General features: G+C 54.6%; 19 protein-coding genes. 7 read left to right on the top strand and 12 right to left on the bottom strand.

Going from position 1 to position 17,701, the window contains the following annotated elements; translation table 11 throughout:
• The 6 genes from QZ105_RS07585 to QZ105_RS07610 all read left to right on the top strand — a co-directional run.
• Nucleotides 1-389, top strand: a 389-nt coding sequence (locus QZ105_RS07585) for an N-acetylmuramoyl-L-alanine amidase (protein WP_293729245.1), incomplete at its 5' end; no start/stop codon positions are given.
• A 150-nt stretch (nt 390-539) separates the two neighbouring features.
• Nucleotides 540-767, top strand: a complete 228-nt coding sequence (locus QZ105_RS07590; RefSeq protein WP_293729246.1) for a DUF1659 domain-containing protein — start codon at nt 540-542, stop codon at nt 765-767.
• A gap of 17 nt (nt 768-784) precedes the next feature.
• On the top strand, nt 785-997 hold the full coding sequence (locus QZ105_RS07595; protein ID WP_293729247.1) for a DUF2922 domain-containing protein: 213 nt from the start codon (nt 785-787) through the stop codon (nt 995-997).
• Between the two features lie 149 nt (nt 998-1,146).
• Nucleotides 1,147-1,296, top strand: coding sequence for a YvrJ family protein (locus QZ105_RS07600; RefSeq protein ID WP_293729248.1), 150 nt, complete (start codon nt 1,147-1,149; stop codon nt 1,294-1,296).
• A gap of 149 nt (nt 1,297-1,445) precedes the next feature.
• Nucleotides 1,446-2,564, top strand: coding sequence for an efflux RND transporter periplasmic adaptor subunit (locus QZ105_RS07605; RefSeq protein ID WP_293729249.1), 1,119 nt, complete (start codon nt 1,446-1,448; stop codon nt 2,562-2,564).
• Entirely contained in the window at nt 2,564-5,614 is a 3,051-nt protein-coding gene (locus QZ105_RS07610; RefSeq protein ID WP_293729250.1) for an efflux RND transporter permease subunit, read from the top strand. The genes QZ105_RS07605 and QZ105_RS07610 overlap by 1 nt, the downstream gene beginning before the upstream one ends.
• Before the next feature lie 87 nt (nt 5,615-5,701).
• Here the strand turns inward: QZ105_RS07610 and pepT are convergent, their stop codons facing one another.
• From pepT to QZ105_RS07645, 7 genes are read right to left on the bottom strand one after another with little or no spacing between them, the layout of a single operon-like run.
• Entirely contained in the window at nt 5,702-6,922 is a 1,221-nt protein-coding gene (gene pepT, locus QZ105_RS07615) for a peptidase T (RefSeq protein WP_293729251.1), read from the bottom strand.
• Between the two features lie 44 nt (nt 6,923-6,966).
• Entirely contained in the window at nt 6,967-7,449 is a 483-nt protein-coding gene (folK, locus tag QZ105_RS07620; protein WP_293729252.1) for a 2-amino-4-hydroxy-6-hydroxymethyldihydropteridine diphosphokinase, read from the bottom strand.
• Nucleotides 7,439-8,647: a dihydropteroate synthase gene (folP, locus tag QZ105_RS07625; RefSeq protein WP_293729253.1), complete on the bottom strand. Its 1,209-nt coding sequence runs from the start codon at nt 8,645-8,647 to the stop codon at nt 7,439-7,441. Before folP ends, folK begins: the two co-directional genes overlap by 11 nt.
• A 2-nt stretch (nt 8,648-8,649) precedes the next feature.
• The gene (folE2, locus tag QZ105_RS07630; RefSeq protein WP_293729254.1) at nt 8,650-9,417 is read right to left on the bottom strand and encodes a GTP cyclohydrolase FolE2; all 768 of its coding nucleotides are present in this window, start codon (nt 9,415-9,417) and stop codon (nt 8,650-8,652) included.
• Nucleotides 9,414-9,776 (bottom strand): 6-carboxytetrahydropterin synthase QueD, encoded by a 363-nt coding sequence (gene queD, locus QZ105_RS07635; protein ID WP_293729255.1) that lies wholly within the window; start codon nt 9,774-9,776, stop codon nt 9,414-9,416. Before queD ends, folE2 begins: the two co-directional genes overlap by 4 nt.
• Nucleotides 9,773-10,255, bottom strand: coding sequence for a tRNA (uridine(34)/cytosine(34)/5-carboxymethylaminomethyluridine(34)-2'-O)-methyltransferase TrmL (gene trmL, locus QZ105_RS07640; protein WP_293729256.1), 483 nt, complete (start codon nt 10,253-10,255; stop codon nt 9,773-9,775). Before trmL ends, queD begins: the two co-directional genes overlap by 4 nt.
• A 33-nt stretch (nt 10,256-10,288) precedes the next feature.
• The gene (locus tag QZ105_RS07645) at nt 10,289-11,260 is read right to left on the bottom strand and encodes a glucosaminidase domain-containing protein (protein ID WP_293729257.1); all 972 of its coding nucleotides are present in this window, start codon (nt 11,258-11,260) and stop codon (nt 10,289-10,291) included.
• A gap of 172 nt (nt 11,261-11,432) precedes the next feature.
• Here QZ105_RS07645 and QZ105_RS07650 point away from each other — a divergent pair, with 172 nt between their 5' ends.
• Entirely contained in the window at nt 11,433-12,107 is a 675-nt protein-coding gene (locus QZ105_RS07650; protein ID WP_293729258.1) for a metal-dependent hydrolase, read from the top strand.
• A gap of 41 nt (nt 12,108-12,148) precedes the next feature.
• Here QZ105_RS07650 and QZ105_RS07655 read toward each other — a convergent pair whose 3' ends face one another.
• The 5 genes from QZ105_RS07655 to typA all read right to left on the bottom strand — a co-directional run bounded on the left by QZ105_RS07655 (nt 12,149) and on the right by typA (nt 17,350).
• The gene (locus QZ105_RS07655; RefSeq protein WP_293729259.1) at nt 12,149-13,399 is read right to left on the bottom strand and encodes an ATP-dependent DNA helicase RecQ; all 1,251 of its coding nucleotides are present in this window, start codon (nt 13,397-13,399) and stop codon (nt 12,149-12,151) included.
• 2 nt (nt 13,400-13,401) lie between these two features.
• Nucleotides 13,402-13,698, bottom strand: coding sequence for a hypothetical protein (locus tag QZ105_RS07660; protein WP_293729260.1), 297 nt, complete (start codon nt 13,696-13,698; stop codon nt 13,402-13,404).
• Between the two features lie 65 nt (nt 13,699-13,763).
• Nucleotides 13,764-14,720, bottom strand: coding sequence for a TIM barrel protein (locus QZ105_RS07665; protein WP_293729261.1), 957 nt, complete (start codon nt 14,718-14,720; stop codon nt 13,764-13,766).
• Between the two features lie 319 nt (nt 14,721-15,039).
• Nucleotides 15,040-15,411 (bottom strand): cell division protein SepF, encoded by a 372-nt coding sequence (locus tag QZ105_RS07670; protein ID WP_293729262.1) that lies wholly within the window; start codon nt 15,409-15,411, stop codon nt 15,040-15,042.
• A gap of 112 nt (nt 15,412-15,523) precedes the next feature.
• A complete protein-coding gene (gene typA, locus QZ105_RS07675) occupies nt 15,524-17,350 on the bottom strand; it encodes a translational GTPase TypA (protein WP_293729263.1) in 1,827 nt (608 codons plus the stop codon).
• Nucleotides 17,351-17,701 lie beyond the last annotated feature (351 nt).

Below are 17,701 nucleotides of genomic sequence, written 5' to 3' on the forward strand. Positions count from 1 at the left end.
ACGCAGCCTGCGGCAGCCGCCTTTACTTCGGCGCTGCGCCGCCCACCCAAGCGCAGCTGCGTTCCATGGCCTGGATAATCGCCATTATCTGCACGGCGCTGGATTTGCCCATTCAGTACGCAACAGTCGCCACTCACGGCGAAATTGCGGTGGCCGACGGTTACGGCCCCGGCAGCGGCGACCCGGACTTGCGCTGGGATTTACTGTGGGTTCCCGACGCTGCCGACCCCAAGGTCTTTCACCAGGGCGGACATTTCCTGCGGAAGCTGGCGCGGCAGTTTAGCCAAAGGCTGAGGCCGCACCCGCCCGCTGAACTAAGCAGTACACAAGCTGCTGGTGCAGCAGGCGCAGCGGCGCCCTTGCAGGTGCCGCTGTTAGTAGAAATTTAAAAACTCCCTCAGTCGCTTACGCGACAGCTCCCTCAAAGAGGGAGCACAAGAAGTTCTAAAGAAACATAATTTGTGCCCCCTCCTTGAGGGGGGCTGTCACCAAAGGTGACTGGGGGAGTTTGCAACATCAAACAGAAAGGAAGATTACTCATGCCCATCACTAAAACTCTCGAAAAACGCTCTTTAATCTTAAACGTGGAGGATGGTTACAATGACGACGGCTCCATCAAAACCAAAGCACGCACCTACAACAAAGTCAAAGCGGCAGCTTCTGACGAAGCTATTGTGGCAGCTGCTAACGCGCTGGGCGGCCTCATGGCTAACCAGGTTCACAGCGTAACCGTCAGCGAAAAGTCTAAGCTGGAAGGCGTACAATAATCAGGAGGTATTCATTCATGGATAAAGAACTGCAATTAGTATTCAAAACCGATCAAGGCAAAAAGAAAATCATTACCGTGGCTAATCCCCGCGAGGACGTGACCTTGGACGAGGCACAGGCCGCTATGCAGGTGCTCATCGAGCAGGCGATTTTTGAAAACGCTGCCGGCGAGCTGGCCGAAATTGCGGAAGCGCGCATGCACACCTGCAACATGACCGAGCTGCTGTAAGGTAATTAAGCTCACTCCCCCAGTCATTTTGCAAGCAAAATGCCAGCCCCCTCTCAGAGGGGGCACAAGATAGCAAAGTTTTCGCTAAACTTTTTTGCCCACTCCTTGAGGTAGCTGGGGGAGCAAGCATCAATAAGGAGCTGATTTACATGGAGCTGGACAAGCTGCTGACGGCGGCTGCCGATTATGGCTTCCCCATGCTGGTGAGCTGTTACCTGCTGGTACGCATGGAAAGCAAAATCGATAAGCTGAGCGCCAACATCGACGCCCTGACCCGCGTACTTGCCGCCGCTAAGTAAACTAAATACCGCTCACGCCCGGTCATAGCGGCCGGGCTTTTTCTATGCCCCAACGCCCTGTTTTTACTTCACATTCTTGTCGCTTGACGCAGGCGCATCAAGGAGCCTATAATTTAATTAAACGATTAAATTTGTACAGCGTGGTGAGTATGATGAAAAAAATTCTAAGTAATCCCGCTAACCAAAAGAAGCTGGCCCTGGCCTTAGCCGTGCTCGTCCTGGCTGCAGGCGGAGCCCTTCTGTACCGCAATATTACCAATACGCCGGAGCCAGCCAAAGTTATCCCGCTGGTACGCACCTTTACCGCAGGCGCTGCGGCAGCCGACGACGGCAGCGTTTACCCAGGCGAGGTGCGCGGCCGTTACGAAAGCCAGCTGGCCTTTCAGGTTGCAGGCAAGATTAACGCCCGTCTGGTAAACGTGGGCGACCGTGTGACTGCCGGGCAAGTGCTGCTGACGCTGGACCCCAAGGACGTTAACCAAAACGTGGAGGCAGCCAGCGCCCAGCTGGCCAGCGCCGCCGCCAACCACAAGCTGGCAGCCGACAACGCCGCCCGCTATAACTCCCTGTATGCTCAGGGAGCCATCAGCGAAGCCATGCGCGACCAATATAATACCCAGCTGGAAGCAGCCAGCGCCGCTTTGCGTCAGGCCCAGGCCCAAGCTAACATCAGCAGCCATCAGCTGGGCTATACGCAGCTCGTCAGCGACGCCGACGGCGTAGTAGCCGCCGTTAATGCGGAAATAGGCCAGGTAGTGGCCGCCGGGACGCCCATCGCTACGGTGGTGCGCAGCGGCCAGCGCGAAATACAAATCAATGTTCCCGAAGACGCGCGTGTGCAGCTGGGCCAGCCTGCGCAAATCAGCTTTTGGGCGCTGCCCAACGTAACTGCTGCGGGTACGGTGCGGGAAATTGCTCCCATGGCCGACCCGGTAGCGCGCACCTATAAGGTCTGCATCGCCGTGCCCGACCTGCCTGCGGACGCCCGCCTAGGCATGACCGCCAAGGTCACGCTGCTCAGCGGCGCAGATAGCTCCCAGCTTCTGGTTATTCCGGCCAACGCGCTTTATCAGGTAGGCGAACAGCCCCAAGTATGGGTAGTACGCGACAAGCGCGCCCAGCTGACCGACGTGCAGATAGCTGGGTACGAAGGCAATATGGTGCGCATTGCCGGCGGCTTAACCCCCGGCGACGTTATTATTACCGCAGGGCTGAGCAAGCTTAACCCCAATCAGGAGGTGCGTGTGGAGGAAGGCGGTGAGCCCTGATGTCCGCTGATAAGCACGATAAAATACAAAGCAACTGGGCGTCCTGGTCCATCGACCACCGCCAATTAGTATACTTCTTTGCCTTTTTAGTATTGGTTATGGGGCTTTTTGCCTTTAAAGCCTTAGGACGCAGCGAGGACCCCAGCTTCGCCGTCAAGCAGATGGTGGTGTCCGCCGCCTGGCCCGGAGCCAGCGCCAAGGACGTGGAAATGCATCTGACCAATACCATTGAAAAGGAAATCCAGAACCTGCCGCAGATAGACAAAATCACCAGCTATTCCCGTCCCGGCAGCTGCGTCATTACCGTCACGCTCAAGGACGAGGTGACGGGCAATCTGGTGCGCCAGCGCTGGCTGGAGCTGCGCAATATGGTGGGCGACGCCCAAAGCAAGCTGCCCACAGGCAGCTACGGCCCTTACTATAACGACCGCTTCGACGACGTGTACGGCAATATTTACGCCCTCACCGGCGACGGCTATTCCTACGAGGATATGCGCCGGTATGCGGAAAAAATCAAGCTGGACTTTTTCGCTGTCCCCGACGTCAAAAAGGTAGAGCTGGTCGGCGTACAGACGGAAAAAATCTTCGTGCAGATGCAGACCGATAAGCTGGCGCGACTGGGGCTGGACCTGCAAACCATCGCGGCCACCGTCAAGGCGCAGACCGCCGTTACTCCCTCCGGCATGGTGGAAACGGACACGGCCAACGCCTACCTGCGCATTACCGGCAGCCCCAGCAGCGTGGAAAATATTGCGGCGATACCCATTAACGCCAACGGTAAAATATTCCGTTTGGGCGATATTGCGCAAATCAGCCGCGGCTACGCCGACCCGCCCGACCCCTTAATGTATTATAACGGCCAGCCTGCCGTGGGCATCGCCATCTCCATGGAAGACGGCGGCAACAATATTCAGTTGGGCGAAAATCTGGCTAAAGAAATAACCCGTATTCAAAAAGAGCTTCCTCTGGGCTTGGAACTCAACCAGGTAGCCAATCAGCCGGAGGTTGTCAAAAATTCCATCAGCGAATTCAGCCAAAGTTTATACGAAGCCATCATTATCGTGCTGGCCGTCAGCCTGTTCAGCCTGGGAAAACGCGCCGGCTATGTCATTTCCTGCTGCATCCCTTTGATTCTGCTGGGCTCCTTCGCCGCTATGCTGGCGCTGGGCATAGACCTGCATAAGGTATCGCTGGGCGCGCTGGTTATTTCCCTTGGCATGCTGGTGGACGACGCCATCGTAGTCGTGGAGCTGATGGAAGTCAAAATGTCCGAAGGCATGGAGCGCAAGGAGGCCGCCTCCTACGCCTTCAAGACCTGCGCCTGGCCCCTGTTCACCGGCACGGTTATTACCTGCCTGGGCTTTATGCCCATCGCCTTTTCCCAGGCTTCCGCTTCGGAATTTGCCTACAGCCTCTTTCCCGTGATGAGCGTAACGCTGCTGCTGAGCTGGCTGGTATCGGCCACGCTGGCGCCGGTGCTGGGCTACGAATGGATTCGCCCCAGCGTCATTAAGGCCGACAGCTACGACAGTTTCTTCTATCGCCAGTTCCGCAGCCTGCTGCAATGGTCGCTGAAGCATAAGGCAATTATCATCGGTATCACCGCCGCGCTGCTCAGCGTATCCGTCTATATGCTGCGCTTTGTCAGTCAGGAATTTTTCCCCGCCTCCGTGCGTCCGGAGCTTTTAGTAGAGCTGAATCTTCCCGAAGGCAGCTCCATTAAAAATACCGACGCCGCGGCGCGCAAGCTGACCGAACTCATCAAGGACGACGAAGACCTGGACCACGTCAGCACCTATATCGGCAAAAGCGCGCCCCGCTTCGTGCTGGTTATCGACCCGGTGCAGCCGCGGGATAATTACGCCCAGCGGGTAGTGGTAGCCAAAAGCGTGGAGGCGCGCCAGCGTTTGGATAAACGCATCAATCAGCTGGCAGCCGAGCAGCTGCCGGAGGCCGTAGCCTACTCCCGCACTATTCCTCTGGGTCCGCCCGCTCCCTATCCGGTAATGCTGCGCGTCAGCGGCAGCGACGATAAGCAGGTCAAGGCCTACGCTCAAAAGGTGCGCGAGGTTATGGCGGCGCATCCCTATGTGAATATGACGCGGCTGGACTGGCTGGAGCAAAGCAATGCCGTTAAAATAGCCATTGATAACGATAAGCTGCTGCAAATGGGCCTGACGCGGCAGGCCGTAGCCACCGCTTTGCAGGCGCAGGTATCCGGCTACACCGCCGCCACCTATCTGGAGGGCGACCAGGAAATCGGCATCGTTTTCCGCCTGGACCCCAAGGAACGGGCCGATATTTCGCAGCTGGAGGCAGTCGCTATCCCCACCAGCAAAGGCGCGGTTACGCTGTCCCAGGTAGCGCGGGTGGAATATACCAGCGAGGATAATATCATCTGGCGGCGCAACCTGCGTCCCACCATCACCGTCAACGGCGGTCTTGTTCCCGGCGTTACGGGCAACGACGTGACCAAGGAAATTTATGACCAGCTGGCAGAGCTGCGTTCACAGCTACCCGCAGGCATGACCATCGAAATCGGCGGCTCGCTGGAGGACAGCAAAAAAACTTTAAACTATCTGCTGCAGCCCGTGCCCTTTATGGTTCTGCTGATTATGATTCTCATTATGCTGCAATTACAGGACGTCCGCAAACTGGCAGCCATTATGCTGACCGCCCCCATGGGCATCATCGGCGTAATTTTCGGCCTGCTGCTGTTTAACGCTTCGCTGGGCTTTATGGCGGAGCTGGGCATTTTGGCGCTGACGGGTACTATCATCCGCAACAGCATGGTCATCGTCGACCAAATCCAGCAGCATCTGGACGCAGGCATGACGCCCGCCGAGGCTATTATCGAATCGGCCATCGTCCGCTTCCGTCCCATTATGCTGGCCGCTTTTACTACTATTCTGGGCCTTATCCCCATGTTCGCCAGCCAATTCTGGAACGCCATGGCCGTAGCCATCGCCTGCGGTCTGACGGGCGCCACGCTGCTGACGCTGGTCGTGCTGCCCGTACTGTATGCCATTATTTTCAGAGTGAAGGCGTAAAGTGAAAATAGTTAAGCCATAAAAATAAGCTGTACTTCCGCAAATCAGGAAATACAGCTTATTTTATTTAATACGTATAAGAATTCCTCACGCCTGCACCAAATGCACCAAAACTTCCACCAGCTTTTGCAAAGACTGCAGGGGCAGGTATTCAAAGCGGCCGTGGAAATTGTGCCCGCCGGTAAAAATATTGGGACAGGGCAGCCCCATAGCCGACAGCAGCGAACCGTCCGTGCCGCCGCGTACCGGCGTCAGCACCGGCTCCACGCCTGCTGTGCGCATAGCAGCTTCGGCCCGCTCCACAATCTCAAACACCGGCGTAATGTATTCTTTCATATTGCAGTAACAATCCTTCAGCGTACATTCCACCGTATCTGCGCCGTACTTTTGCTGCATAAAGCGGGCAAGCCCCAGCAAATATTCCTTGCGCTGCTCTAAAAGCTGCTTATCGTGGTCGCGCAGAATCATGTCTATTTCTACTTTATCCGTACCGCCCTCGATGCGCAGCGTATGATAAAAGCCATCGTAGCCTTCGGTATATTCCGGACGTTCGCCCATGGGCAAAGCCAGCTGCCATTCGGCGGCCATGGTCACAGCGTTGCGCATTTTATTTTTCGCGCTGCCGGGATGAACGGATACGCCATGGAAAACCACATGCGCATTGCAGGCGTTAAAGGTTTCGTAGTTCAGCTCGCCCAAAGCGCCGCCGTCCACCGTGTAGGCAAAGTCCGCGCCAAATTTTGCCAGCGGAAAATGCTCCGTGCCGCGGCCAACCTCCTCGTCCGGCGTGAAGGCCAGACGCAGCTTGCCGTGCTTGATTTCGGGATGGGCCAGCAGGTATTCGCAGGCCGTCACGATAGCGCAGACGCCTGCCTTATCGTCAGCTCCCAGCAGAGTAGTACCGTCGGAGGTAATAATATCCTGCCCCACATAATTAAGCAGCTCCGGGAAATCCTCCGGCCGCAGCGCGTCCTTATCGTTCAGCTTGACATCTCTGCCGTCATAATTTTTATGCAGCTGCACCTGTACGTTAGCGCCGCTGGCCTCGCAGCTGGTATCCATGTGGGCGATTAAGCCAATTACCGGCGCAGCTTCGGCTCCGTTGGCAGGCAGGGTCGCCAGCACATAGCCGTACTCCGTCATTTCTACTTCACTTAAGCCCACGCGCTGCAGCTCCTCCGTCAAATAGCGGGCTAAGTCCAGCTCGCGCTCCGCACTGGGGAAGGACGCGGATTTATCGTCCGAGGTCGTATCTATCTGCGCATAGGCAGTAAACCGCTTCAATAAAGCTTCCTGAGAAATATTCATAGTATTACTTCTTTCGTCTTACACTAAATTTAATTGCTGCAATATCAACCGCGCTGCTTCGCCAGCAGCTCGTCCCTAAGGCCGGCCATGCTTTTATGCAGCGTGGGATGCTGCAAAGCGGGAGCAATCTCCGCCAGGGGCAGCAAAACAAAATCCCTGTTCTGCATATCGGGGTGGGGCAAGCGCAGCTCCGGCGTATCCAACAGCACATTTTCGTAAAGCAGCAAATCCAAATCTATATTGCGCTCGCCCCAATGGCGCAGGCGCACGCGCCCCATCTGCCGCTCTACCGCCAGCAGCGTCCGCAGCAGCTCTAAGGGCGGCAGCACAGTGCGCACGCGGCACACGCCGTTTAAAAACTGCGGCTGGTCCGTCACGCCGTAGGGCTCCGTAGTAATAAAGGAAGAAACTTGCTCCACCTCTATGCCGTTCTGCAATAAAAGCAGCAGCGCCCGGCGCAGGTTTTGCTCCTTAGCGCCTAAATTGCTGCCCAGCGCCACATAGGCCGTATGCTGTTTATTTTTCATGATCCTCGCTCCTGCCGCCAGCCATTTTTATAGCCTCCAGCATTCTGATAGCCCGGACGTTTTCCTTCACATCATGGACGCGCACCAGCTGCGCCCCCGCGTACACCGCCTGCAGGCTGGTGGCAATAGTCCCCTCCAGCCGCTCCTCAGGCGGCAGACCGCCCAGCGCCGCGCCTATGGTGCTCTTGCGCGAAGCCGCCAGCAGCACGGGATAACCGAAGCTGGTCAGAGTATGTAAGTCCCGCAGCAGCAGCAGGTTTTGCTCCGCATTCTTGGCAAAGCCTATGCCCGGGTCCAGAATAATTTTATCCGCGCCCACGCCGCGGTCGCGCAAAAGCTGCGCCCGCTGCGCCAAATACACGGCCACCTCCTGCACTACGTCCTGATATTCGCAGTTCTGCTGCATATTCTTCGGCGTACCGCGCATATGCATCAAAATGATGGGCGCGTTATTGCGCACCGCCACCTCCAGCATCTGCGGGTCGGCCTCCATAGCGCTGATATCGTTGATAATGTCCGCGCCTGCCGCCAGCGCCAGCGCTGCCGTAGCGGCGCGATAGGTATCTATGGACAGCACCGCCTGGGGATAGGCACGGCGCAGCTCGGTAATAACCGGCACGACGCGGCGGCGCTCCTCCTCCGCATCCACGCTGTCGCTGCCCGGACGGGTGGACTCGCCGCCAATATCCAGAATGCCCGCGCCCTCGTTCAGCATGCGGCCTGCGCGCTCCACCACGTCCTGCAAAGGCACGCGGCTGCCTGCGTAAAAGGAATCGGGCGTAATATTTAAAATGCCCATAACGCACAGCTGCTCATAGGTCAGCCTTCTGCCGTCGGCCAGCGTGGTAAACAGCGGCGCAGGCTGCAAAACGGCCTGCAGCTCCTCCGCTATCTGCTGCAAGCCAAAGTACGGCATCAGCGCCAGCTTGCGCAAAAGCAGCGCATAATGCTTGCGCGTGCCCAGCAGCACCACGTCCACATATTTAGCGGCGTTGACGATGCAGCCCGCCGGCACTACGGCGTCGCCGGCGGCAGCCAGCATTTCCTGCTTTAAAATATTGGCGGCCGGAGTGCGCACCTGCGCCAGCTTATAGGGCAGTATTTCGGATTTGTTGGCAAAAATCGGCAGACTGGCGGCGTTAGCGCCCACGCTGCCGATGGCTTCTGGCAAAAGCTCCCTGTTAATTTTCAGCAGCATCTTCACTCACCCTTTTCTACAACGGCGAAGGCATTATGATTATGAATGCTCTCCACGCTTTCCACCTCGGCGCGGTACCAGGTAATACGCTTATCCGCCTCCAGGCGCAAAGCTATCTCGCGCACTGCGTCCTCCACAAAGCGGGGATTATCGTAGGCGCGTTCGGTAACGAACTTTTCATCGGGACGCTTGAGTAAGCCGTACACCGGAGCGCTGGCGGCAGCGTCAGCCACGGCTGGCCGCTCCTCCCCCAGCCATACCAGCTCGTTGGCTTCGATTTCCATTTTCGCCCACGCCCTTTGGTTATGCGCGCCGTAATCGCTGATTTCCTTCGAGCAGGGGCACAAGGTCTGCACCGGCGCCACGGCCTTAATGCGCAGCTTAAAGCGCTCGCCCTTTTCCGCCTTATACACGCAGTCCATATCCATGGGCGCTGTCATGCCGCTGACCGGCGCGGCCTTCGTAATAAAATAAGGAAATTCCAGCTGCAAAAAGGCCTTTTCCGCCTGCAAATGCTCCTTCAGCTTGTCCAAAATATTTTCAATCTCGTTTAAGCCCACCGGCCCCAGGGTACGCAAACACTCTACAAAACGGCTCATATGCGTACCGCGCAAATCGTGAGGCAAATCCACGGCCAGCGTCACCTTAGCAACGCTATGCTGGGTACCCCGTTCCTTGTCCATCAGCTCGATAGGCCAGCGCAAATTCTTAATGCCCACATGCTTCAAGGGAATATGGCGCAAATCCTTTTCGCTTTGTACGTCCTTCACAATGCTTCTCCTCTGTACACACAACCGCTGGTGCGGGTTTCCCACACCTCTATCTCAAGCAAATGGTACCGGTCGGTTTGCAGCAGCGGCTCCAGCCTGCGCCAAATCCACACGCTGATATTTTCTGCCGACGGCGCCGGAATAATATCGTTAATGCAGGCGTGGTCCAAATGCGCCAGCACCTCCTGCTTCACCAGGTTTTTCAGCTTGATGAAATCGATAACCATACCCTCGTGGTCGAGCGTACCCTCCACCTTCACCACCAACTTATATGTGTGGCCGTGCAGATGCTCGCACTTGCCGTTATAAGCCGGCAGGTAATGAGCCGCGTCAAAATCAAATTCTTTAATGATAATCACTTATATTCGCCTCCATAAAGAGTCAGACCGGCAAAATTATCCACCTGACGCAGCGCTTCATAAGCCACGATAGCCACGGAATTGGATAAATTCAGCGAACGCGCCTCCTCGATCATGGGAATGCGCACACAGCTGTCCGCATATTCCTGCCGCAGCTTTTCCGGCAGTCCGGCGGTTTCCTTGCCGAAAATCAGCAGGCTGTCCGCATCATACCGCACATCGGCGTAGGATTTGTGCGCCTTGGTCGTCAGCAAAAATTTAGAATTGCTCTTGTATTTTTCCAACACTTCATACACGCTGTCATAATAATGGATATCCACCAAATGCCAGTAGTCCAGACCGGCGCGCTTTAAATATTTATCGTCCACCGAAAAGCCCAGCGGCCGCACCAAATGCAGATGGCAGCCGGTAGCGGCGCACAGCCGCGCGATATTGCCCGTATTGCCGGGGATTTCCGGCTCCACTAATACTATATGCATACTTACATCCCTCGCTTTAATCTATCCTGCTAATTATTTTTTATCCTTTAAAATTTTCTCGATGCGCTCGCGCACGCTGCCGCGTCCTTGCGCCTTTTTATCTTTTTTATTTTTATCTTGCTTATCCTCGCGCTTGGCCTCGTCCTTCGGCTCCTCTACCTGCATAGCCAGCATCTTTTGGTAAGCGGCCATGATTTTTTCGCAGTACAAGCTGCCCATAGCCCAGGTGCCGTTCAGCCCGTACCAGGTGTCCACCACGCCGCGCTCCAGACGAATATTGTGCGCCAGCTCGTAACGCGGGTCGACGATGGCCGTCTTAGGCCGCCGCTTTTGCGTATAAGCCAGCAAATGCTGAATATGGGCGCGCACGCCGATTTCCGGCGTTTTAAAGGAAGCGCCGCTCACGCCGCCGCCAGTAGTCCCCAAGCCGCAGAAATTATTCTGATGATGCTGCACGTCGCCGCCGTAACGGTAAAAGCCCGTTTCCACAACGGATTGGGCCAAAGCTATGTCGGGACGGACGCCTTCGCGCTCCGCCTCCTGCCAATATAAATCTACCAGCTCCTCCACGCTGCATGCCAGCCGTACCTGCGGATTGTTGGCTTTAATCAGCGCCACGGCCTGCGCCTTAGTCGCCTCTGCCTCGCCGAAAATACTGATGCTCTGATAATTATCAGGCAGCTCCGTGCCGGAAAAATAAACCTTACCGTCCTTCTTCACCAGACCGCTTTGCCCGGAAGCAGGCGCGGCAGGCTCCGGTTTTTGCTTAACTTCCGCGCCAGCCTGCGCTTTTTGCCCATTGGTAAGAATATTAATGCCGCCCAGCGGGCCGCTCTTGAGCGTCGCCTGATTTTTATTTTTGCTCTTGCTTTGCTTTTTCAAAAGCTTCGCCGCCACCTTTTGGGCATCCTGCGCCGTTTTGCTTTTGGCCTCGGCTTCGCTCATGCCCACGGCGGTCAAAAAGCTCAAGCCTATGCAAACGGCTACGATTTTTTTATAGTCCATAAGTTAAATCTCCCAAAGTTTAATATCTAACATTGTACCCCATAATGTAAGCCGCTGTAAAGGTTTTCAAAAGCTTCTTGCATTTAATTCACAAACGCCTATTTTTTTAGTATAATATAATTATAGAATGAAGGCGCGGCTGCACGCGCCCTGCACAAAGGAGGAATCTGTTATGACCGCTGCAAAATTTCATTATATCAATCACGCCTGCTTCGTCATTGCGAAAAATAATTCCGCTATTATTTTCGACCCCTTCCTGGACGGCAATCCCCAGGGCCTGACCGCCAAGGATATTAAGGTAGATTATATTTTTATCAGCCACGGCCATTTTGACCATTTAGGCAGCGCCTTTGAAATCGCTAAAAATTGCGGCGCTACCATTATCTCTACTGCGGAAATCGCCGCTATGGCGACGGAAGCAGGCTGCCAGGCTCACGGCATGCACCTGGGCGGCACCTATATGTTCCCCTTCGGCAAGGTGCGCTTAACGCTGGCCTTCCATGGCGCAGGCGTTCCCGGCGGCCATGCCTGCGGCTTCGTAGTTGATTTTTACGGCGCCAAGGTTTATTTTGCCGGCGACACTGCGCTGTTTAGCGATATGCAGCTGCTGCCCCGTTTGGACCCCTTCGATTACGCCGTACTGCCCATCGGCGGCAATTTCACCATGGATCCACACGACGCCGCCATTGCCTGCGAATTTTTAAAAGCCAAATACGTTATTCCCATCCATTATAATACCTGGCCGCCCATCACCCAAGACGTCGACGCCTTCAAGGCCGACGTGGAAAGCAAAACCGACAGCAAGGTACTCGTCGTAAAACCGGGCGAGGTTATTGATATCGACTAATCACAAAAAATCAAGGACTTAGCTTCGCGGCTAAGTCCTTTTCATATGGGCAGAAACCTGCGCCAGCTGGCGTTTTTATTAGCGTCGCAGTTGCCGCAGTTATCGCAGCGCAGCGGCGCCTGCTCTCCAAAGTATTCCAGTAAAACCTTACGCAGACAGCCGGAGGTATTGCAGTAAAAAATCATTTTCTCCAAAAGCTGCAGCTCGTGTTCCTTCCAAGCCAAATCCGGCTGGTCGTGGCCGATAAGATAGGTGTTGACCGCAACATCAGCCCTGTCGTACAGCAGCAAACATTCCGACGGCAGCCCGTCGCGTCCGGCGCGCCCAGCCTCCTGATAGTAGCTTTCAATATCTTTGGGCATATTATAATGCACGACAAAGCGCACGTCCGCCTTATCGATGCCCATGCCGAAGGCGTTGGTCGCTACAATCAGCGGCGCCTGCCCGCTGACGAACAAATTTTGATTCTCCCGCCGTTCGCCGGGCGTCAGCCCCGCATGATAGCGCAGCGCCAAATGCCCCTGCCGCAGCAGCAGCTTAGTCACCAGCTCCACCTTTTGGCGAGTAGCGCAGTAAATAACGCCGCACTGACTCTCATGCCGCTTTAAAAAATTCAGCAGCGACCTGTCCTTATCCTGCGTGCGCTCTACCGCAAAATGCAGATTGGGGCGGTCAAAGCCAGTCACCACCACTTCTGCTCCGGGCATTTCCAAACGGCTGCAAATATCGCGGCGCACCAAGGGCGTTGCCGTAGCCGTAAACGCCGCCAGCAGCGGGCGCACAGGCAATAGCTGCAAAAACTGCGGAATATTGTAATAATCCTTGCGGAAGCTGTGTCCCCACTGGGATACGCAGTGGGCCTCGTCCACCGCCACCATGGTAATATAGGCTCGCTGGGCAAAGGCCACGAACTGTGGATTATTCAGCCGCTCCGGCGCTACATATAAAAATTTACACTGCTTGTTCAAGGCCGCATGCAGCACTCTGCCGTACTCGTTGCTCGTCATGCTGCTGTCTAAATAAGCCGCCGGAATCCCCCGCGCCGTTAAGGCTTCCGCCTGGTCCTTCATTAAGGATATCAGCGGCGAAATGACCAGCGTCACGCCCTTCAGCAGCAGCGACGGCAGCTGAAAGCAGACGCTTTTACCTGCTCCCGTCGGCAGTACGGCCAGCACAGGCCGCCCCTGCAAAATTTCCTGAATAATTTTCTCCTGCCCCGGACGAAAGCTGTCGTAGCCGTAATAATGCCGCAAAGCCCGATGCAGAAAGTCGCTGTCGATTTGCCGTGCCATATTTATCCCTGCGCCAGCTTTTTCCAAGCCTTTTTATCCAGCCGTTCCAGCAAAATGCCCGTTACGCACCTGTCCTGATTAACGTAAAGCGCAAAACGCAGGGACTGCAAAACCTTCAGCACTTTGCCGTTTTCCGGCGCGCTGCGGAAGTTCACGTCGTCGTCCTTCAAGACGACGAACTCTCCCTTGCAGTAGCCCTTCAGCTTATCCGTAAGATAATAGTCCACCGCATCCTTAGCCGCAGCGCCGTTAGCCAAAGCCAGCAAAGCGGCTATTATCGCTATACTCCTTTTTAGCATTTTATACTCCTTTATCCCATAAACAACAGCAGCCAAGAGCCTCGGCTCCTGGCTGTTATTTTTAATTAGCGGCAAGCCTGCAATTGAATGGGCAGCTGCTCGCGCAAATCCTTCATACTGTCGTAGCCAACCTCGTGTACCACATACTCCGGTTGAATGGTATCCAAAATTTTCTTAGCCGCCTCCGTGTGGAAGGGCCGGTGCTGGTCGATGGCGGTAATGTGCTTCCACACCCGCTCCATGCTCAAATCCTCAGGTGCCTGATGACTCAGATTCCGCTGATAAGCTCCGGACAAGGAGCAGCTTAAATGCACGCCCTTAACCAGCTTCCCATAATCGCCCAGCTTTTCATAAACGCGGCACACATAATCCGCGCCTTCAGCTTCGTTCTTCAAGCGCAGATTCGTATTCATCAGATGACCCGTGTCCAGCATAATGCCCAAGTTATCCCGGTGCAGGCGATCGAAAAAGTATTTGACATTGCGCACGTCGGTCAGGCGTAGGCCGGGCCACCACAAATTTTCAAAATACACGGCCACGTTAGCTGGAATCTCGTCGCACACCGCGTTAAAGACCTCGGCGGCGGCGGTCAGCACCTCGCGGTCGCTGTAATTAAATTGGTAGGTAAAAATTTCCTCGTTGTTGGCTTCTGCCACATGCCACACCAAATACTCCGGATTCTGCGCCACGGCCGCGCCGATATTACGGCGGATAACCGACAGCCACTCGTCGCAGCTCATCGCGTCCTTAAAATATTTATTGCGCTCGCGAATATTGCGGAACTGCTGCTTCAAGCGCTTGGCCTTTTTCAGCCAGAAGTCCATCCAATAGGGCCAATAATTCAAATGCACGCCTACGGTTAAATCCTTGTACTGACCGGGAACCGGCTCCAAGGAATAAACAAACTGCTCGATGCCGTCCACGCCCAAAGAAGCGACGATTTCCTCCAGCTTCCAGCCCTGCTCCCGCAGCTCCTTTTCGTACCATTCGATAGCGCAATAATTAAATAAATGCCTGGTCATTCTGTATCCTGCCCTTCCTGCCGCCGAAGCGTTATTCTGCCGCGGCACTAAATCTACTAAAAAAGGACTGCACCCATGCAGCAGTCCACAATATACAAGCATTTTCACATCGTTCAAAATGATAGCAAATGCAAACAAATTTTAAAAGCGAAATTAAGAAGAACTCCCAATATCATTCTGTTTCATTATATCATCATCAGCTTTTTTTGGCAACAGGCATTTCTTTTGGCAGGATAAGCGCCGCTCGTAAACGGCAGCGAAACGACAAAAAGGCTGCCGCATTTTCATGCAGCAGCCTTAATTTTTTAGTAAAGCTGAATCAGCCCAGCCAAGAACGCATACCGGTACGTTTTACGCCCTTTTCTTTGTTGACCTCTACCTGTTCCGGCGCATACAGCAGCAAATCGTCGCTGATAAAGGACACGGAAGCGGCCACGATATAGCTTACGCCGTTCAAATAATCGAAGATACGGTTTCTCAGCGCAGCGTCCACGGCTTCAAAGCTTACCAGGATAGCGGAGCCGCTCATCAGGGAATCGGCATATTCGCGCACGTCCGTAAAGCTTTTTGGAGTGCGCACCATAATATTCAAATGTCCTGCTTTTAACAGACGCGGACCAGCATACTCCTCAACACGCTCTTCCTCCTCAGCAGAGGAAAAAAACTTTATTGCCGTATTTTTCAAATTCATGGCTGACGCCTCCAAACTAAGAAAGTATAATGTATAGATATTCGTTCTCTTTCAGGGTATTTCCTGCTTGTATTTTTTATTGTAGCAAAATTTTTACTTAATGTCAAACAAATTAAGCCTGCGCGTTCTTCATACGACCGCGCATTTTGCCGCGCTCCAGACGGTCCAGCACTTTTTTGCGCATACGGATGGATTTAGGAGTAACCTCTACCAGCTCGTCGTCGTTGATATGCTCCAAAGCCTGTTCCAAAGAGAAGGTGCGGGGCGGAATCAAACGGATAGCTTCGTCGCTGCCGGAAGCGCGCATATTGCTGACGTGCTTCTTTTTGCAGGGGTTAACGTCCATATCGTCCTCACGGCTGTTTTCGCCTACCAGCTGACCCTCGTAAATCTTTTCGGCAGGAACCACGAACATGGTGCCGCGCTCCTGAGCGTTGCCGATGCCGTAGGAAGTAGTTTCGCCGCTTTCAAAAGCGACCAGGCTGCCGCGGGTACGGCCGGGGATTTCGCCCTTATAATCCTCATAACCGGCAAAAACGTGGTTCATAATGCCGTTACCCTTGGTGTCGGTAAGGAACTGGTTGCGGAAGCCAATCAGTCCGCGGGCAGGAATCTTAAATTCCATACGCAGATAACCGGCCATTTCCGTCATATTCTGCAGCTCTGCCTTGCGCAGGCCCAGGCCCTCCATAACGGCGCCCATATAATCCTGCGGCACGTCGATGGTCAGCGCCTCCATGGGTTCCTGCAGGGTGCCGGTAGCGTCGCGGTGCATAATAACCTTGGGCTTGCCCACCTGCAACTCAAAGCCCTCGCGGCGCATGGTCTCGATTAAGATGGACAGATGCAGCTCGCCGCGGCCGGATACCTTGTAAGCGTCGGGGCTGTCGGTTTCCTCCACACGCATAGATACATTGGTCTTAACCTCTTTAAACAGACGGTCGCGCAAATGGCGGCTGGTAACGAACTCGCCCTCCTTACCGGCAAAGGGGCTGTTATTAACGTAAAAGAGCATGGACAGCGTAGGCTCGTCAATCTTAATACCCTTCAAGGCTTCCGGGTTTTCCTTGTCGGCAATAGTATCGCCGATGTTAGCGTCCTGCAGGCCAATCAGCGCCACGATATCGCCGGCTTCCACCTCCGGCACCTCTACGCGCTTCAAGCCCTGATAGGTGTACAGACGGCCGATTTTGCCGGAGCGGTTGCCGCTTTCGTCCATCAGCATAATATTCTCGCCGTTATGAATAGTACCGCGCACCACGCGGCCGACTACGATACGGCCAACATAATCGTCGTAGTCCAAAGTGTTGACCAGCATTTGCAGCGGCGCGTTTACGTCAACGTCGGGCGCGGGGATATTTTCCAGAATTACCTTGAACAGCGGCTCCAAGGAATCGCTTTCCTCATCCATGGACAGCTTGGCGATGCCGTTGCGGGCGGAGGCCAAAACCACGGGGAATTCCAGCTGGTCCTCGTCGGCGTCCAGCTCGATGAATAAATCCAGCACCTCGTCGATAACCTCTTCCACACGCTGGTCAGGGCGGTCAATTTTATTGATAACTACGATAGGCTTTAAATGCTGCTCCAAAGCCTTGCGCAGCACATATTTAGTTTGAGGCATAGGGCCTTCGTAAGCGTCGACCAGCAGCAATACGCCGTCGACCATGGTCAGCACGCGCTCTACCTCGCCGCCGAAATCGGCATGGCCCGGAGTATCCAGAATATTGATTTTCACGCCCTCGTGCATAACGGCGGTATTCTTGGACAAAATGGTGATGCCGCGCTCGCGCTCCAAATCGTTGGAGTCCATTACGCGCTCCTCCACGCGCTCGTTGGCACGGAAAACGCCGCTTTGCTTCAGCATAGCGTCTACCAGGGTAGTTTTGCCATGGTCAACGTGGGCGATAATAGCTATATTACGAATATCGTTTCTAATCATACTGCTTATTCTCTCCTAACCTTTAATCTACAAAAGCATTTAAAAGACAAGAAAAAGGATGCTTGTCAAGCGCATCCTTTTACGGTATTACTAATAAATTATATGCTTTTTCCCTTTCGCTGTCAATAATTTTACGCGCAGCAAGCGACAAAAAATGCCCGGACGGCAGCGTGCCAACCGCAGCAGACTATAAAAGCGTCCGCCCCGAAGGACGGACGCAAAAACAAAATATAAAATTAAAGTCGAGTAACGCTCTGGCAAAAACTACAGGCTCTTGCGCCTGAAAATTTTAGAAGCTCCAGCGCACGCCCGCGTTCCACTGCCACGGCGTAGCTACGTTGCCGCCGTAGG

The sequence above is a fragment of the uncultured Phascolarctobacterium sp. genome (assembly GCF_905212365.1).
Classification (GTDB): Bacteria; Bacillota; Negativicutes; order Acidaminococcales; family Acidaminococcaceae; genus Phascolarctobacterium_A.

Excerpts from the sequence above, each read along its gene's own strand:
- QZ105_RS07590 (WP_293729246.1), top strand. The coding sequence starts at position 540 with ATGCCCATCACTAAAACTCTCGAAAAACGCTCTTTAATCTTAAACGTG.
- QZ105_RS07595 (WP_293729247.1), top strand. The coding sequence starts at position 785 with ATGGATAAAGAACTGCAATTAGTATTCAAAACCGATCAAGGCAAAAAG.
- QZ105_RS07600 (WP_293729248.1), top strand. The coding sequence starts at position 1,147 with ATGGAGCTGGACAAGCTGCTGACGGCGGCTGCCGATTATGGCTTCCCC.
- QZ105_RS07605 (WP_293729249.1), top strand. The coding sequence starts at position 1,446 with ATGATGAAAAAAATTCTAAGTAATCCCGCTAACCAAAAGAAGCTGGCC.
- QZ105_RS07610 (WP_293729250.1), top strand. The coding sequence starts at position 2,564 with ATGTCCGCTGATAAGCACGATAAAATACAAAGCAACTGGGCGTCCTGG.
- pepT (WP_293729251.1), bottom strand. The coding sequence starts at position 6,922 with ATGAATATTTCTCAGGAAGCTTTATTGAAGCGGTTTACTGCCTATGCG.
- folK (WP_293729252.1), bottom strand. The coding sequence starts at position 7,449 with ATGAAAAATAAACAGCATACGGCCTATGTGGCGCTGGGCAGCAATTTA.
- folP (WP_293729253.1), bottom strand. The coding sequence starts at position 8,647 with ATGCTGCTGAAAATTAACAGGGAGCTTTTGCCAGAAGCCATCGGCAGC.
- trmL (WP_293729256.1), bottom strand. The coding sequence starts at position 10,255 with ATGCATATAGTATTAGTGGAGCCGGAAATCCCCGGCAATACGGGCAAT.
- QZ105_RS07645 (WP_293729257.1), bottom strand. The coding sequence starts at position 11,260 with ATGGACTATAAAAAAATCGTAGCCGTTTGCATAGGCTTGAGCTTTTTG.
- QZ105_RS07650 (WP_293729258.1), top strand. The coding sequence starts at position 11,433 with ATGACCGCTGCAAAATTTCATTATATCAATCACGCCTGCTTCGTCATT.
- QZ105_RS07655 (WP_293729259.1), bottom strand. The coding sequence starts at position 13,399 with ATGGCACGGCAAATCGACAGCGACTTTCTGCATCGGGCTTTGCGGCAT.
- QZ105_RS07660 (WP_293729260.1), bottom strand. The coding sequence starts at position 13,698 with ATGCTAAAAAGGAGTATAGCGATAATAGCCGCTTTGCTGGCTTTGGCT.
- QZ105_RS07665 (WP_293729261.1), bottom strand. The coding sequence starts at position 14,720 with ATGACCAGGCATTTATTTAATTATTGCGCTATCGAATGGTACGAAAAG.
- QZ105_RS07670 (WP_293729262.1), bottom strand. The coding sequence starts at position 15,411 with ATGAATTTGAAAAATACGGCAATAAAGTTTTTTTCCTCTGCTGAGGAG.
- typA (WP_293729263.1), bottom strand. The coding sequence starts at position 17,350 with ATGATTAGAAACGATATTCGTAATATAGCTATTATCGCCCACGTTGAC.